The organism is Lentzea alba (assembly GCF_011067745.1).
In the GTDB taxonomy this organism is placed as follows: domain Bacteria; phylum Actinomycetota; class Actinomycetes; order Mycobacteriales; family Pseudonocardiaceae; genus Lentzea; species Lentzea alba.
The window spans coordinates 121339-137663 of sequence record NZ_JAAMPJ010000018.1; the positions used below are offsets into that span (position 1 = coordinate 121339).

The following is a 16325-nucleotide window of genomic DNA, read 5'->3' on the forward strand; positions in this document are numbered from 1 at the left end:
CCTGATGAAAAGCGCTAGTACGGTGGTATGGCCGTGGAGTTCCGAGTGCTCGGCGACATCGAGATGCGAGTCGACGGGGAAAGTGTCGCGATGGGGCACGCGCGCCAACTCTGCGTTCTAGTGGCGCTGGTCCACGACATCGGCACAGCCGTTTCCGTCGATCAGTTGCTCAGTCGTGTGTGGGATGAAAACCAGCCGAAGGGCGGCCGCAAGGTGCTCTACGGCTATCTCACCCGCTTGCGCCGAAACCTCCGGGCGGTGGAAGGAATCACGATCGTCCGCGAGGGCTCGGGTTACGTGCTCACCGGTGACGGCGGGATGGTCGACCTCCACCGCGTTCGCCGGTTGATCGCCCAAGCGCGGGCGGCGGAGGACGAGCTGGCGGCGGAGCTGTTCGGGCGTGCTTTCGCGCTGTGGCGCGGAAAACCGTTCGGTGCTCTGGAAACCGCGTGGATCGACGGCCTGCGCGCGACGCTCGAAGCCGAGCGGTTCGCCGCGACGCTGGACCGCAACGACGTCGAACTGAGGCTTGGTCACCACCGTGAGCTGGTGCCGGAGTTGCTGGCTGAGTCGGCCGTTCATCCGCTGGACGAGCGGCTGACCGGCCAGGTGGTCGTCGCGTTGCGCCGAAGTGGACGGTCAGCGGAGGCCGATCGGCACTACGAGCGGATCCAGCGTCGGCTCGCGGACGAACTCGGTGTCGATCCGAGTCCGCGGTTGCGGGAGCTTTACGAGCGCGGGCCGGACGAGCGAATCGCGGTATCCGGCGCTGTCGCGTCCGATGCGGCGCCGGTGCCGAGGCAACTGCCCGCGCACACGCCCCATTTCGTGGGACGCGAAAACGAGCTGGTCGTGCTGGACGAGGCACTGCGTTTTCAGCGTTCGCGACCGGGACAAGCCGTTGTCGTGGCCATCAGCGGTCCGGCCGGGGTCGGGAAGACGACGCTCGCGGTGCACTGGGCCCAACGCGTTCAGGACTTGTTCCCCGACGGCCAGTTGTACGTGAACCTGCGTGGATTCGACCGCACCGGAACCGCGGTGGCGCCGTCCGGGGCATTGCGGGGTTTCCTTTTCGCACTGGGGGTGTCGCCCCATCGAATGCCCACCGATCTCGACACGCAGACCGCGATGTACCGCGGTCTCCTCGGTGACCGGCGCATGCTCATCGTGCTGGACAACGCGCGCGACGTCGGACAGGTCCAGCCCCTGCTGCCGGGAGCGGGCAACTCCGCGGTGCTCGTCACCAGCAGGACTCGGTTGTTCGACCTGGTGGCGAGGGAAGGCGCGCACGCGGTGACGGTGCGGCCGCTGCCCGGACAGGACGCGCGCGAGCTCCTCGGTCGTCATCTCGGCCGCGACCGCGTCGACGCGGAACCCGACGTGGTCGACGAGCTCATCGCACGGTCTGGCGCGTTGCCGCTCGCGCTGGCCGTGCTCGCCGCGCGGGCAGCGCTCAACCCCGCTTTTCCCTTGCGCGCCTTGGCGGAGGAGCTGACCGCCGAGCGCGCGGGGCTCGACGCGTTCGACGGCACCGATCAGGAAACCAACGTCCGCGCGGCGATCTCGTGGTCGTACCAGCACCTGCGGCCGGCGGCGGCCCGGATGTTCCGGCTGCTGAGCATCCATCCCGGTCCGGACTTCACCACACCCGCGACCGCGAGCCTGGCCGGGGTGGATCTCGCCACCGCGGGCGACGCGCTCGACGAGTTGATGGGAGTGCATCTCGTCGAGGAACGGCTACCCGGCCGCTTCGCCCTGCACGACCTCGTCCGGGCCTACGCCGCCGAGCAGTCGCAGGCCGAGGACGACGAAACCGTCCGCACCGACGCGTTGCGCCGCGTGGTTGACCACTACCTGCACACCGCCTGGCGCGCCGCGTTGCTCCTGCGGCCGATGCGGACCCCGATCACGCTGAAGGGCCCCTCGCCCGGAACCACTCCCGAGGTGCTCGGCGGTTACTCCGAGGCGTGGCGCTGGTTCGAGGCCGAAACCGCGGTGCTGATCGCGGCGATGCACCTCGCCGTCGACACGGGGTTCGACGAGCAGGTGTGGCAGCTCGCGTGGACCATGGCCGACCACCTCGATCGCAAGGGGCGGTGGCACGACTGGACGGAGGTCGGGCACGTCGCGCTCGCGGCGGGGCGCCGGCTCCGCGATCAGCGGGCGTTGGCGAGTGCGCACCGCGGTCTCGGGCACGCGCTGATCCTGTTGCGGTCCTTCGAGGAGTCGCAGGCGCACCTGAACGCGGCGCTCCAACTCGACTCGGATCCCGAAGCGCAGGCCGGCGTGTTCCGCGGGCTCGCGCTGCTGGCCGACACACGAGGGCGGTTCGAGGAAGCACTCGAGTGCGGCGAACGGGCGTTGGCGCTCTCCCGTTCGTGCGATGACCGAGCCGGGGAAGCCGCCGCGCTGAACCAGGTCGGCTGGTACCACTGCCGGCTCGGTCATCACCAGCAGGCCCTGCACTTCTGCGAAGAGGCGCTCGACGGGCACCGCGAACTCGGTGACTGGACGGCGGAAGCCGTCACCTGGGACAGCCTGGGCTACGTGCACCACCACATGGGCCACCGGTCGCAGGCCGTCGAGTGCTACGCCCACGCTCTCGACCTGTACCGCAAGCTCGGGGACCGGTTCGAGGAAGCGGCCACGTTCGGGCGGCTGGCCGACGTCTACGAGGCGGAACAGGATCCCGCGGCCGCGAGTGACGCACTGCGGCGGGCAGCCGGCATCCTCGAAGCGCTGCACCACCCCGACGCCGCCGACGTGCGGGCGAGGCTGCACGTCCTCGCCGGTGCGGGACGAGGGTGAGCTCAGCCGAAATGTCTGTCGAAAGGCAGACGTGCCGGCCCGATCCGGGTGATCGAATCGGGGCGTGAAAGCGCTGATGACACTCCTGGTCGCGGTCACCCTGCTCGTGGGAGGCGCCGGGGTCGCCCCCGCTGCCGAGGGCCTGGCGTGGCGGGAGTGCCACGACGGGTTGCGGTGCGCCGAAGTCGTGGTTCCCGCCGACTGGACCCGTCCGGGCGGCGGCGCCCAGGTCGTCGTCCCGCTGCTGAAGATCCCGGCCGGGGAACAGAAGCTCGGTGTCCTCCTGGTCAACCCTGGCGGCCCGGGGTCGAGCATCCCCAACTTCGCGTTTCCGGGCTACCGCGACCAGTTCGCGGACCTCGCGGCGCGGTTCGACGTCGTGGTGTTCGACCCGCGTGGCATGGACGTCACCTGTCCGAGTCCGAATCCCGCCCCGCTGGCCTCGCCGGTGATCGAGTCCGCTCACCGGGAGTACGCCGCCGCCAACGACCGGTTCGCGGCGGACTGCGCGGAGGCGATGGGCGCGTACCGGGGACACCTCAACGCTCGCCAGGTCGCGCACGACATGGACGCGATCCGGCGTGCGCTGGGTGAACGCCGGCTCAACTACTTCGGCAACTCGTACGGAACGGTGTACGGGCAGTCGTACGCGGAGCTGTTCGGCCACCGGGTCGGGCGGATGTACCTGGACAGCGTGCTGGACCACACTCAGCGCGACCCGGCTGCGTGGGCGCGGGCAGGTGCCGTGACGGCGGAGCACAACCTCCATCGGATGGCGCGGTGGTGTGCGACGGACACCGGCTGCGCGTTGCACGGCAAGGACGTGATCGCCGTGTGGGACCGCGTGCTGTCGATGCCCGGCGTGGAGGCGTCCGCGGTCATCAGGTGGGCCGCGGCGCGGATCGGCAACGACAAGGGCTGGCCAGCGTTGGCCACCGGGCTCGCGCAGGCGGAAGCCGGCGACACGACGGCGATGACACCGCGGCCAGCTCCGCCTGATTTCCGGCTCGCGAGGACGGCGCTCTGCGCGGACTTCCCCTTCCCGGACGATTTTCCGGCTGTGCAGCGGGTGGAGAACCAGTTGCGGGCGATCGCGCCCCGGCTGGGGTGGGCGGTGACCCCGTGGCGGGTTTCCGGGCACTGCTCGGGCGTGCCGAGGACGGGTCTCAACCCGCCGGCCGCGTTGTCCGCGATGCCGAGGGTGTTGGTGGCGAACGGCGAGCACGACGCGTTGACCCCCGCTGAGCACGGCCGCCGGGTCGCCGCGCAACTCAGGGGCGCGTACCTGCCCGCGGAGGGCAACCACGGGCTCTACCTCAACGGCAACGCGTGCGTCCGCGACCGCGTGCACCGCTACCTGTGGACCGGGGACTTGCCGGCGCCGGGCGCGCGGTGCGGCACACCGGTCTGATCAGCCGTGTACAACTGGGAAATGGACTCGCGGCTTCGCGACACCCTCGGGCGCGACGCGGTGTTCGCCGGTGCGGCCGCGGTCGTCGTGTCCGTGCTCGGGTTGCTCGAACGCGGCTCCACGAGCCCGGTCGTCGTGGTCACCGCCTCGGTCGCGGTGGCGGCTCCTTTGTTGCTGCGCCGTCGTTTTCCACTGATCACGGCGTTCGCGTGCGCCACGATCGTGCTCGTCGCCGCCGTGCCGGACTGGCCCGGGCGCCTGGTCGGCATGGCCGCGTTCGGTTCCGCCGCGTACCACCGTCCCCGATCGGCGGTGCTCGTGCCGGCCGTCGGATGGTTCCTCGTCCTGGCCGCAGCGGGAGTCCACTCGCCGACGGCCGCGACCTGGACGGACCTCCTTCTCCTCGGCCTCGCGCCGGCCGCCATCGGCTACGCCCTGCGGATGCACCGCGACCGCGCCGACCAGGCCGCACGCCTCTACCGGGAAGAGACCCGCCGCGTGGTCGCCGAGGAACACGCCCGCATCGCCCGCGAGGTGCACGACGCCGTCGGCCATCACCTCACCGTGATCCGCATGCAGGCCAACGCCGTCCGGCACGTCGCCCGCTCTCTTCCGCCGGTCGCCGACCGGGCGCTGGTCACGATCGCCGAAGCCTCGGCCACCGCGCTCACCGAGGTCCGCGACGTCCTGGCCGCACTGCCCACGCACGGCACCACACTGACCGACCTGGACACTCTCGTGCACCACGTGACCGGCCCGGACCGCACGGTCACCCTCACCAGGAACGGCCCGGCGCCGAGCACCCTGCCGCCGCTGGTCGATCACGCCGGCTACCGGCTGGCCCAGGAAGCGCTCACCAACGCGCTGCGCCACTCCGACGCGACCCAGGTCGACCTGCGCCTGCAGCACACCCCGGACGAAGTCGTGATCACCGTGGCGGACAACGGTTCCACCACCCCAGGCCCACCGGCCGAGGGCACCGGGCTGCGCGGCCTGCGGGAACGGACCCGGCTGCTCGGCGGCACCCTGCGGATCGAGGCGAACCAGCCCAGCGGCTGGCTCGTCGAGGCCAGGCTCCCGCTGCGGGAACAACGATGATCCGCACGCTGATCGCCGACGACCAGGAGCCCGTCCGGTGGGCACTGCGCCTGGTCCTCGACGCCGAACCGGACATCGAGGTGGTCGACGAGGCCGCCGACGGCGCCGAAGCCGTCGACAAGGCCCGGTGGCAACGCGTGGACGTGGTGGTGCTCGACCTGCGCATGCCGCGGATGGACGGGCTGGCGGCCATCCGCCGGATCGCCGAGTCGATCAACCCCGCGCCCGCCGTCGTCGCGCTGACCACGTTCGACGTCGACGAGTACCTGTTCGGCGCACTCCAGGCGGGCGCGGCGGGCTTCGTGCTCAAGGACAGCGAACCGGCGCTGCTCGTCGAGGCGGTTCGTGCGGCGTCGAAAGGACAGGGACTGATCGACCCGCAGGTCACCCGCCGCACCATCCGCCGCTTCGCGCAGCTCACGCCCCGGCCCGTGCCGGCCGAACTGAACCTGCTCACCCCACGCGAACAGGAGGTGCTGCGGCACGTGGCGCGCGGGCTGAGCAACGCCGAGATCGCCCGTGCCCTCACCGTCGGCGAGGGCACGGTCAAGACCCACGTGGCGCGGGTGCTCGCCAAACTCGGCCTGCGCACCCGCGTACACCTGGTGATCTACGCCTACGAGCACGCCCTGGTGAGTGCTTCCTCTTAACGGAGCTGGTCGTCGGTGTAGTAGCCGGACTCCACGAGAACCTTGTGGTAGTTGGTCTTGTCGACGCTCACGGGGTTCAGCAGGAACGCGGGGACGACCTTGACGCCGTTGTCGTAGTCGTTGAGGTTGTTCAGCTGCGGCGGCGTCCGGCCCTTCAGCACGGAGTCGGCCATCATCGCCGTGGCGGTGGCCAGTTCGCGGGTGTCCTTGTAGATCGTCGAGTACTGCTGGTCCGCGATGATGGACTTCACGGAGGCGAGCTCGGCGTCCTGTCCGGTCACGATCGGGAAGACGGGGCCGTAGCCGTTGTTCTTCAGCGCGGTGAGGATGCCGAGAGAGATGCCGTCGTACGGCGAGAGCACGCCGTTCACCTTGTTGCGTTTGTACGACGAGGCCAGGACGTCCTCCATGCGCTTGCGGGCGGTCTCGCCGTCCCACCGCAGGGTCGTCACGGTCTGGAAGTCCGTCTGACCGCTGCGCACCACCAGTGTGCCGTTGTCGAGGTACGGCTTGAGCACGGACATGGCGCCGTTGAAGAAGAACGACGCGTTGTTGTCGTCCGGCGAGCCGGCGAACAGCTCGATGTTGAACGGCCCCTTCGCGGAGCTGGGTTGCCCCTCGGGGGTGCGCAGTCCCAACCCGGTCAGCAACGACTCGGCCTGGTACACACCGACTCGGAAGTTCTCGAACGTCGCGTAGAAGTCGACGTAGGGGCTGCCTCGCAGGAGCCGGTCGTAGGCGATCACCGGGATCTTGGCGTCCGCGGCCTGTTGCAGCGGCTGGGTCAGCGCGGAGCCGTCCACCGAAGCGATGATCAGCAGCTGTGCGCCTGCGGCGATCTGGCCCTGGATCTGTTTCACCTGGTTGGCGACGTCGTTCTCGGCGTAGCGCAGGTCGACCCGGTGTCCCTTCTTCTCCAGGTCCCGCTTGATGTTCTCGCCGTCGTGGATCCAGCGCTCCGACGAGGTCGTGGGCATGGTGACGCCGACGAGCGCCGCCTCGGGGGCCTTGACCTGCTCGCCGGTCGCGGGTGCGCCGCACGCCGCCACCAGCAGCAGGACCGCCGGCACCACTGATCTCGATAACCTCATGCCGGCTCCTCGCACGGATCAACATCGATGTTGACGATCGCCACGGCTCCTGGAGCGGGCCGAGAAACACCGTTCAAGTGTGATCCGCGCCACGAGCGGGTGTGAACGTTAACAAGTGATGTTGGTCTGTTCAAGGCTCAGATGTCGCGCCACTCAGACACCGGCTCCGACGGTGACGTGCCGAGATCACCCCGAGGAAGTGCGCCGTGCCGAAGGGCCGATCCCGGTCCGTCCTAACAGGACGCAGGTCGGCACGGAAGTCGGGACATCCCCGGGCATCCGGGCGAAGATCGCCCAATCTCGTGGTGACGCCCGTGCGCACCCGGTATGCAGTGATCGTGCACAACGAGGGGGGAGCACACGCACCGGACTTGTCGCTCGGCTTGCTGGGTGACGTGGAGGTGCGTCTGGCAAGCGTGCCCGTACCGGTCGGCCATGCACGGCAACGTGCCGTACTGGCCGCGCTCGCGGTCGACGCCGGACGGCCGGTGCCGCCCGATCGCCTGGTCGACCGCGTGTGGGGCGAGCGCGTGCCCAGCCGCGCGCAATCCGCGTTGCGGACCTACCTGTCGCATCTGCGGCGGGCGCTGGCGCCGGCCGGTGTGACGATCGAACGGGACGGGATCGGCTACGTCCTCGGCGTCGCGTCCGACGTGGTGGACGTGACCCGGTTCGGCGAACTGGCCGCGCGGGCCCGGCAGGCGGACGATCCCCGGCGCGCGGTGGTGCTGGCCGAGGAAGCGCTGGGACTGTGGCGCGGCGAACCGTTGGCGGAGCTGGACACGCCGTGGGCGTCGTCCGTTCGGGAGCGGCTGCACCGGGAGCGCGCCTCGCTCGACGCGGATCGCGTCGACTGGGCGCTTGCCTTGGGGCGGCACGACGAACTGCTGCCGGAGCTGTTCGCGCGGGTCGCCGAGGACGGACTCGACGAACGGGCCGCCGGACAGCTGGTGCTCGCGCTGTACCGCTGCGGACGGCAGGCCGACGCCCTCGACCAGTACGAGCTGGTCCGGCAGCGGCTGGCCGAAGAGCTGGGTGTCGACCCCGGACCGGCGCTGCGGGCGCTGCACCAGCGCGTGCTCACCTCGGACCCCACCCTGGCCGCCGCCACGGTGGAACCGGTCGCCGCAACAACGCCGGTGCCGCGCCAGTTGCCCGTGCCGCCACGCCTGTTCACCGGTCGCGACGACCACCTCGCCGCGCTGCTCGCCGCCCTCGACGACCCCGAGGACGGAACGGTGATCGTCACGATCAGCGGTGCGGGCGGCATCGGCAAGACCTGGCTGGCGTTGCACTGCGCCCACCGGTACGCCGACCGGTTTCCCGACGGGCAGCTGTTCGCGGATCTTCGGGGGTTCGGTCCGGAGGGCGTACCGCTGTCACCGGCGGTGGTGGTGCGCGGGTTCCTCGCCGCGCTGGGCGTGGACAGGTTGCCCGCCGACCCCGACGCCCAGGCGGCGCTGTTCCGCAGCACGATCGCGGACAAGCGGATGTTGCTCGTGCTGGACAACGTCGCGGACACCTCCCAGGTCACTCCGCTGCTGCCCGGCGGGCGGACCTGCGCCGTGCTGGTCACCAGCCGCAACCACCTGCCCGGCCTGGTCACCGCGCACGGTGCGCACCACCTGGCGCTCGACGTGCTCACCGACGACGAGTCACGCGCCCTGCTCACCCGGCGGCTCGGCGCCGCCCGCGTGGCCGCGGACCCGGAGGCGGTGGCCGATCTGATCGGACTGTGCGGCGGTTTTCCGCTGGCCCTGGGCATCATCGCCGCGCGTGCCCACACCCAGCCGCACGTTCCGCTCGCCGAGTTCACCGGCGAGCTGCGCGATCTCGGCCTGGACGCGCTGGCCGGCCAGGAACCGGCCGCCAGCCTGCCCACCGTGCTGTCCTGGTCCCGCCGCGCCCTGACCGACGGGCAGGCCGCGTTGTTCTCGCTGCTCGGCCTCGCGCCGGGCGCGGACATCGGGTTGTTCGCGGCGGCGAACCTCGCCGGGCTGCCGATCGCCCGCGCGCGGGCGGAACTGCGGGCGTTGGAACAGGCATCGCTGATCGGCCACGGCGCCCGCGGCCGGTACCGGATGCACGACCTCGTCCGTGCCTACGCCGTGGAACAGGCCCCGGCCGCGGCGCCGGACAGCCGTGCCGCGCTCACCCGTCTGACTGACCACTACCGGCACGCCGCCGCGATCGCCGTGGACGTGGTGTACCCAGCCGAAAAGCACCGGCGGCCCGACGCCACCGCGATCGACGGCCCGATGCCCTCCCTGGCCACGGCCGAGGAGGCCAGGGCGTGGCTGGACACCGAACGCGACAACCTGGTCGACGTCACCGCCCACGCCGCCGACCACGGCCTGCACGAGCACGCCGCGCACCTGGCGGGCGCGGTGTGGCGGCACCTCGACGTGACCGGCCAGATTCCGGCGGCGCTGGCGTTGTGCGAGCACGGGTTGCGCGCGGCACGCGCGTCGGGCTCTCGCGTCTGGGAGGCCCGGCTCATGCTCAACACCGGCACCACGCGCGTCCGCGCGGGCGGGGGCATCGTCATCGACCAGCTGCGCCCCTGCGTGGAGATCGCCCACGAGACCGGTGACGAGGTGACCGAGTCGCAGGCCCGCAGCCTGCTCGGGTGGGCGCTGGCCCAGGACGGCAGGTACGAGGACGCGCTGGACGAACTGCGGCGGGCGCTGGCACTGGCGCGCGACCTCGGCGACGACGGCGCGATCGGGCGGGTGCTCAACAACATGGGCGTCGTCTACCACCGGCAGGGTCGCTACGAGGAACTGCTCGATCTGCTGGCAGAAGCGCTGGAGCAGGCGCGGTCGGCGGGCAGCCGGATCACCGAGGCCAAGGTGCTGGGCAACATCGGGGTGGTGCACGTCGAGCGGCGTGACCACGCGCAGGCGTTGGCGAGCCTCGAACAGGCCATCGTGATCCACCGCGAGACCGGCAACCGCACCGGCGAGGGCATCGCGCTGATCAACACCGCGTCCGCCCGGCAGCACGGCGGCGACCACGAACACGCCTACCGCGACGTCATCGCCGCGCTGACCATCCTGCGCGAGACCGGCGACCGCTCGGCGGTGGAGTCCGCGCTCAACTGCGCCGGCGAGGTGGCGTTGAAGCTCGGCCGGCCCGACGAGGCGGCCGGTTTCCTGCACGAGGCGCTGACCCGGACGGAGCACAGCGGCAACCGCTACGCCCACGCGTGGGCCCAAGCCGCGCTCGGCGACGTGCACCTCGCCTGGGACGACGTGCGCGAGGCCGAACGCCTGTGGCGGCTGTCGCTGGCGACGCTGACCGAACTGGGAGCGGCGGACGCCGACCACGTCGCCAAGCGGCTGGCCGACCTCGGCGACCCGGAGTGAACGAAGACTCCTGAGCGACCCCGCTCACCAGGCGATACAACGCTTCCTTTGCGCTTGTTTGGCACGTGATCTCCAACCTCGGTGACGCCTCGAACACCGGAAGACGGAGGGAATCACATGCCACGACAACGAAAAGCGGTCCGGGTCCGGTCCGGGCCGCCGGAGCAGGCGCCGGAGAACCCCCGGCTGTGGCTCACCAGAGCCGCACTGGGACTGACGGGCCTCGCGCTGGTGGGGATCGCGGCGTTCCTGCTCGGTCACCAGCAGGGAGCGGACTCGGTGATCGGCGCCCTGCAGAGCCAGGGCGGGCAGACCCTGCCGGACACCACCCCGCCCCCCGAGCAGGAGCAGCCGGACGAGGTCCCCGCCGACGAGGCGCCGGTCGAGAACGGCACCGACGAGCAGGCCCCGGTGGAGCAGGACAAGCCGGCCGACTCGGGCGTCGAGGCGGTCGACGTCGAGGACAGCGGCACCGAGGAGGACTCGGGCGCGGTCGAGTTGAGCGGCGACGTGTCGGCCGACGTGTTGGCCGACGTCTCCTCCGGTGTCGCGCTGGACGCCGCTGTGCACGTGCCGGTGCCCGCGCCCGCGCCCGCGCCGGTCATCGACAGCGGTGTGGCGGAAATTCCCGCCGAGCCGGTCGGTGTGCCGGAGCCCGACGTGCGGGTCGTGTCCCTGGAACAGCCCGAAACGACTCTGCCGGAATCCACGCAACCGGACTTCACGCAACCGGAACCCACACAACCGGAACTCACGCAACCGGGCTTCACACAACCGGTCGTGCAACGGCAGATCACGCCTGTCGAAGTCGCACCTCAGGTCCGATCCCAGCCGTCCGCGCCGGCGGAGCCCGTCGAGATACACCCGCCCGCACCGGTGGTGGTGACGTCGCAGCCCTACACCGTCCTGCCGAGCCGAGCCGAACCGCAGGACATCGGCACGAACACCATCAGCACGATCGGCGCGAACGAGGTCGTCCTGGTCTCCCGCGGTTGAGCCGGGGAGGAGCCCGCACGGCCACGTTCGCATCGGCCGTGCCGGCTCTGCTCCGCCTCGTCCACAGGAGCACCAAGGGACACAACGACCTACTGGAGTGGAGATGCGCACCTCGGTCAAAACCACCACCGCCGGAATCGGACTCGTCGCCGCCGCGGCGATCGGCGTCGCCCTGCTGGGCGCGACGGCCGGCCAGCAGACCGTCACCGCCGTGCCGGAACTGGTCGCTGCCACCGATTCGGTGGACGCCAAGACCCGCGCGGAGATCGTCCGCGTCGCCGAGCGGGAACTGAACAGCAAGCACAAGGTCGAAGGCGCCAAGAACTGCAACTACTACAGCAGCAAGATGGGCCAGGGCTGCCAGGCGTGGTGCGCCGACTTCACCCGCTACGTGTGGGACCAGGCGGGCGTGAAGATCACGGGCACCAACTCGGGGGCCAAGAGCTTCCGCTCCTACGGCATGGCCAACAAGACGTGGAAGAAGGGCTCGAGCACCAAGAAGGTCAAGCCCGGTGACGCGGTCACGTACCGCTTGGACAACAAGGACTTCGAGGACGACCACGTCGGCATCGTCACGAAGGTCGACAAGAAGGGCAGGCTCACGGTCGTCTCCGGCAACAGCGGCACGAAGAGCGACCGGGTCTCCCAGCGCGTGATCCTCGACCCGAAAACGGCCCAGATCACCGGTTACGCCTCGCCCGTCGGCATGAACGCCAAGGCCAGGGGCGACAACGGGAAGGCGGACGAGAAGTCGAACAAGTCCGGCAAGGGCAAGAAACAGCTGGTCAAGAAGGAACCGGCCAAGAAGACCAAGACCGCCCCGAAGCCCGGCCAGGTCGAGCCGATCGTGATCGAGAACTACCACCTGTCGCCCGGCAACTGATCCGTCCCGACCGTGAAGGAGAACCGCATGTTCACCGTCAAACGCGCGGCCACCGCGGCCCTCGCCCTCGCCGCCCTCATCGGCCTGGGCGCACTCGTCCCCAACTCCTCCCCCACCGCCGACCCGGTCCTGGTCTCCGCCGAGGCCGATCCCGTGACCTGGAAGATCCGCGAACGCATCGCGAAGATCGCGATCGAGGAGCGGAACAAGCCCGAGGATCCGCCGGGCAGCAACAACTACCCCAAGCACTACCAGCTGAACAACAACATCGTGCGCCCCGCCGAGTGGTGCGGGGTGTTCGTCAACTGGGCCTGGTCACAGGGCGGCGCCTCCAAGATCCCCCAGATGAAGGCGCCCAAGGACAAGAAGGGCAAGGTCAAGCACAAAGAGCAGGGGCACTACGCCACCTACTGGCAGAAGTGGGCCAAGGACACCAAACGGTGGAAGAGCACGCCCTCCCTGGGCGACGCGGTCGTCTTCGGCAACTACCCGGACGGCAAGGGCCACGTGGCCCTGGTCGTCGACGTGAAGTTCGACAAGAAGGGCAAGGCCACCCACGTCAAGACCGTCGAAGGCAACGTGGGCCAGAAGGTCACGTACTTCGACAAGTGGCGCAAGATCAGCGACATCCGGGGTGGCGAGGGCAAGCGCAAGGTTTCCGGTTTCGTCTCGCCCGTCTGACGCGCGAAGAGCACGGCAAGTCGGCCCCGCCGAGCACTCGACGGGGCCGACTTGCCTGCTATTTCAGGGCGTAGGCGCGGATGATGGTCTGACTTTGCCTGTTCCCGTCAGCGTCCTTGACGGCCGAGCGCAGCGAGACGAACTTCGCGCCGGCCGGGTGGTGCACCAGCACTGTCCACTGTGCACGGTCACGCAGGACCGGCGCCGGGCTCCAGGTTCCGCCGTCGTCGTAGGAGACCTCGACGGCCGGCTTGGAAACGCTGCCCGGAGTGGTGCTGCCGTTGCGCTGCACCGACATCGGGATCCTGAAGGGCTTGCCGGCGGGCGCGGCGTTGCGGTCGTCGAGCTCCGGGGTGAACCGCGCGGCGAGCAGCGGCAGCTCGACCTGCTGGTGCGGCTGCTGGGATCGTTGCGAGGTGAACGTCCACTCGGCTTCGTAGCGCGTGGTCAAGCCCGCGAAGGCGGAGCGGTCCCCGGTGGTGCGGGCGGTGTACTCGGCCCGGTCCGGGCCCACCTCGAACGTGCCGTAGGTCGCATCCCCGGTTTCACCGATGATCTTGCCGTCGCGCAGCAGCTGAGTGCTGCCGGTCAGCCCGAGCTCGCCGAAGCGGCCGGGTTGCCGATCGGACAGCGGGGAGATCTGGAAGATCATGCGGTCGTCGGACCGGAACGCCGTGGAGCCGGGGCCGCCGTCGGACAGGGAGGGGCCGAACACGCCCTGGTTCCAGTGGACGGTCGTGGTCTTCCCACGGGGGAACACCATCGGCACGTACTGGATGAGGTAGGAGACCGCCTGATCGCCGACCACCTCGGCGAAGGTGTTGACGGCCCACGGCACGTCCGGTGTGTAGTACTCGGTCAGGGTGCCGGGCAACGGGATCGCGACCCGGTCCCGGACGCCGGTCGAACCGGGTGTGGTGCTCGCGTGCACCGACCGGACCTTCGCGAGGTCGCCGGTCCGGTCGTGCCACCGCGGTGTCGCCGGGATGGCGCGGTCGGTGTGCTTCAGGTGGTACAGGTACGGGCTGCCGTCGAACGACTGGCCGTTCCACTTCGCCTTGGTGGTGCGCGTGGTGAAGGTGAAGTCGTCGTGCCGGGTGGTCGACGGCCGCACGGTCAGCCGCGGCAGGTCGCCGCTGTACGCCCACACCGACTCCGCGGTGAAACCGAACTCGGTGCCGGTCTTCCGTTCGAAGTCGAGCTGGGTGTAGACGTCGCGGGCGGACGGGTCGTCCACGGTGATGTCGACGGGCACCGCCTCGCGGGCGTCGAAGACCAGCGAGGTCTTCTTGCCGACGGTGAAGGTCGGTTCGACCACGTACGCCCGGCGCCCGGTCGCGCTGTCCCGGACGAAGCCGGTGTAGGTGTACTCGCCCGCGGGCAGCCGGACCGTGGTGGGTCCGGTGGCGAAGGCCTTGTAGACGTTCTCCTCGTTGATCGGGACGAACCGGTAGCGGTAGTCGACGCTGGGCGCACCGTCGTGGGCGATCGCGCTCAGGTCGACGTCGTAGCTCTCGACCTCGCGGTGCACCGCGATCGGTGTGCGCACCACCGTGGTGCCCGCCGTCGCGGTGATGGTTCCGGCGAGCGCGCCGGCGGGACCGTGCACCGTGACGTCCGCGGTGACGGTGACGGCGGCCTGACCACCGGCGGGCACGGTCACCGCGGCCGGGGTGATGGTGAACATTCCTGGTGGCGCGGAAGATCCGTCCTCGTACTTGAGGTCGGCCGCGAGCGTGAAGGTGGCCGGCGCGTTGCCCTGGTTGGTGTAGGTGAGGGTCTTCGTGATCGCGCCGGTGTCCTGGTACGGCCACTTCACCCGGCCGAGGTTCAGGCTCGCGGGTGCGGCGGAGGTGGTCGCCACCACCGCTTTGCCGAGGTCGACCCGGCCCGCGCCCTGGGCGAAGACCGGCTGTCCGTCCTTCGGGGCGGCACTGCCCATGAGCGTGGCCTTGAGCTGGTCCGGGGTCCAGTCCGGGTGCTGCCCGGCGAGGATCGCCGCCGCGCCCGCGACGTGCGGAGCCGCCATCGACGTGCCTGACAACGGGTGGTGGCTCTGGCCGGGCTGACCGTGGACGCTGTGCGCGGCGCGCGCGGCGGTGATGTCGACGCCGGGCGCGGTGATGTCCGGTTTGATCGCACCGTCGCGGTACCGCGGACCTCGGCCGGAGGACTCGGCCACGGTGTCGTCGCGGTCGACCGAGCCGACGGTCAGCGCCGCGTCCGCGGTGCCCGGCATCCCGACGTACCCGTCGTTGCCCGCGGCGACGACGAACAGCGTGCCGGTGTCGGCGGTCAGCCTGTTCACCGCCCGCGACAACGGGTCCGTGCCGTCGCTGCGGTTGCCGCTCAGGCTCAGGTTGACCACGTCGGCGCCCTGGTCCGCCGCCCACTGCATGCCTTCGATGATCGCCGACTCGGAGCCGCGGCCGTCGTCGCCCAGGACCTTCCCGTTGAGAACGAGGGTGTCCGGGGCGACTCCCCGATACCGGGCGTGCTCGCCGGTGATGATCGACGCGACGTGCGTGCCGTGGCCGTTGCGGTCGTCCGGGTCGTTCCCACCGGTGAAGTCACGCGCCTCCACCACCGCACCGGCGAGGTCCGGGTGCGTGGCGTCGATCCCGGTGTCCAGCACCGCGACCTTGGTGCCCGCGCCGGTGTGGCCGGCCTGCCACGCGGCCGGGGCGCCGATCCGCGGCACCGAGTGCTCCAGCGCCGCCCGGACCCTTCCGTCGAGCCACACGTGGTCGGCGGTGCGCGCCACCGGCCAGAACGCGCCGGAACGGGCCACGGAGACGGCGGTCGCGCCCACGGCGGGCAGTTCCCGGGTGACCTGGGCGGCGGCACTGCGCTGCGCCGGCCCGGCGTGGTCGACGATCAGCGGCAGCCGGTCGGCCGAGGCGTCGTCCAGCCCGGCGGCGATCAGGTCGGTGACGTTGAACAGCCGCGGGTCGAGAACACCCGTCTGCACCAGGGCCTGCGCGTCCTCCGGGACGACGTTGAGGTCGCCGCCCGCGTCGGTGAAGGACTCGACCAGGAAGTGTTCCCGGCCCGGCGCGGGCCGGACGTCCACGACACGCCTGCCGCTGACGGTGACGGTGTCGCCGGTCAGCAGCGTCACCGTCGCGGCTTCCGCACCGAGTCGCGCGGGAGCCACTTGCCCGGCAGCCGTACTCGGCACCGCCGCCACCATCACGAACGCCAGCAGCGCCGGTAAGGCTCGTCTGCTTCGCATCAAAGATCTCCACAGGGTTGTTCGGTTCGACGTGTCGTCGTGGAGCAAGTCACGCCATGTCCCCCTCGCCGGGTTGCAACCTTTCAGGGGGCACATGGCGTGAC

General features: G+C 70.6%; 10 protein-coding genes. 8 read left to right on the forward strand and 2 right to left on the reverse strand.

The genetic code is table 11. From position 1 onward, the window contains the following. Positions 1 to 33 precede the first annotated feature (33 nt). The 4 genes from G7043_RS44150 (at position 34) to G7043_RS44165 (ending at position 5967) form a co-directional block, all read left to right on the forward strand. On the forward strand, positions 34 to 2808 hold the full coding sequence (locus tag G7043_RS44150; protein ID WP_166055085.1) for an AfsR/SARP family transcriptional regulator: 2775 nt from the start codon (positions 34 to 36) through the stop codon (positions 2806 to 2808). 64 nt (positions 2809 to 2872) lie between these two features. Next, positions 2873 to 4219 carry an alpha/beta fold hydrolase gene (locus tag G7043_RS44155; RefSeq protein WP_313888395.1) on the forward strand — a complete coding sequence of 449 codons (1347 nt, stop codon included), beginning with the start codon at positions 2873 to 2875 and terminating at the stop codon, positions 4217 to 4219. Positions 4220 to 4240: 21 nt separating this feature from the next. Next, positions 4241 to 5317 (forward strand): sensor histidine kinase, encoded by a 1077-nt coding sequence (locus G7043_RS44160; protein ID WP_166055087.1) that lies wholly within the window; start codon positions 4241 to 4243, stop codon positions 5315 to 5317. After that, positions 5314 to 5967 (forward strand): response regulator, encoded by a 654-nt coding sequence (locus G7043_RS44165; RefSeq protein WP_166055089.1) that lies wholly within the window; start codon positions 5314 to 5316, stop codon positions 5965 to 5967. Before G7043_RS44160 ends, G7043_RS44165 begins: the two co-directional genes overlap by 4 nt. Here G7043_RS44165 and chvE read toward each other — a convergent pair. Further along, on the reverse strand, positions 5964 to 7058 hold the full coding sequence (gene chvE / locus G7043_RS44170) for a multiple monosaccharide ABC transporter substrate-binding protein (RefSeq protein ID WP_166055091.1): 1095 nt from the start codon (positions 7056 to 7058) through the stop codon (positions 5964 to 5966). The genes G7043_RS44165 and chvE overlap by 4 nt on opposite strands. A 314-nt stretch (positions 7059 to 7372) precedes the next feature. Between chvE and G7043_RS44175 the strand changes: the two genes are divergently transcribed. From G7043_RS44175 to G7043_RS44190, 4 genes are all read left to right on the forward strand, one after another. Beyond that, on the forward strand, positions 7373 to 10426 hold the full coding sequence (locus tag G7043_RS44175) for an AfsR/SARP family transcriptional regulator (protein WP_166055093.1): 3054 nt from the start codon (positions 7373 to 7375) through the stop codon (positions 10424 to 10426). Between the two features lie 117 nt (positions 10427 to 10543). Next, positions 10544 to 11422: a hypothetical protein gene (locus G7043_RS44180; protein ID WP_166055095.1), complete on the forward strand. Its 879-nt coding sequence runs from the start codon at positions 10544 to 10546 to the stop codon at positions 11420 to 11422. A 103-nt stretch (positions 11423 to 11525) separates the two neighbouring features. Continuing rightward, entirely contained in the window at positions 11526 to 12305 is a 780-nt protein-coding gene (locus G7043_RS44185; protein WP_166055098.1) for a CHAP domain-containing protein, read from the forward strand. Between the two features lie 27 nt (positions 12306 to 12332). Beyond that, positions 12333 to 12986, forward strand: a complete 654-nt coding sequence (locus G7043_RS44190; RefSeq protein ID WP_166055100.1) for a CHAP domain-containing protein — start codon at positions 12333 to 12335, stop codon at positions 12984 to 12986. 58 nt (positions 12987 to 13044) lie between these two features. Here G7043_RS44190 and G7043_RS44195 read toward each other — a convergent pair whose 3' ends face one another. After that, on the reverse strand, positions 13045 to 16221 hold the full coding sequence (locus G7043_RS44195) for a S8 family peptidase (RefSeq protein ID WP_166055102.1): 3177 nt from the start codon (positions 16219 to 16221) through the stop codon (positions 13045 to 13047). Between the last annotated feature and the right edge of the window lie 104 nt (positions 16222 to 16325).

Excerpts from the sequence above, each read along its gene's own strand:
- chvE (WP_166055091.1), bottom strand. The coding sequence starts at position 7,058 with ATGAGGTTATCGAGATCAGTGGTGCCGGCGGTCCTGCTGCTGGTGGCG.
- G7043_RS44180 (WP_166055095.1), top strand. The coding sequence starts at position 10,544 with ATGCCACGACAACGAAAAGCGGTCCGGGTCCGGTCCGGGCCGCCGGAG.
- G7043_RS44190 (WP_166055100.1), top strand. The coding sequence starts at position 12,333 with ATGTTCACCGTCAAACGCGCGGCCACCGCGGCCCTCGCCCTCGCCGCC.
- G7043_RS44160 (WP_166055087.1), top strand. The coding sequence starts at position 4,241 with ATGGACTCGCGGCTTCGCGACACCCTCGGGCGCGACGCGGTGTTCGCC.
- G7043_RS44165 (WP_166055089.1), top strand. The coding sequence starts at position 5,314 with ATGATCCGCACGCTGATCGCCGACGACCAGGAGCCCGTCCGGTGGGCA.
- G7043_RS44185 (WP_166055098.1), top strand. The coding sequence starts at position 11,526 with ATGCGCACCTCGGTCAAAACCACCACCGCCGGAATCGGACTCGTCGCC.
- G7043_RS44195 (WP_166055102.1), bottom strand. The coding sequence starts at position 16,221 with ATGCGAAGCAGACGAGCCTTACCGGCGCTGCTGGCGTTCGTGATGGTG.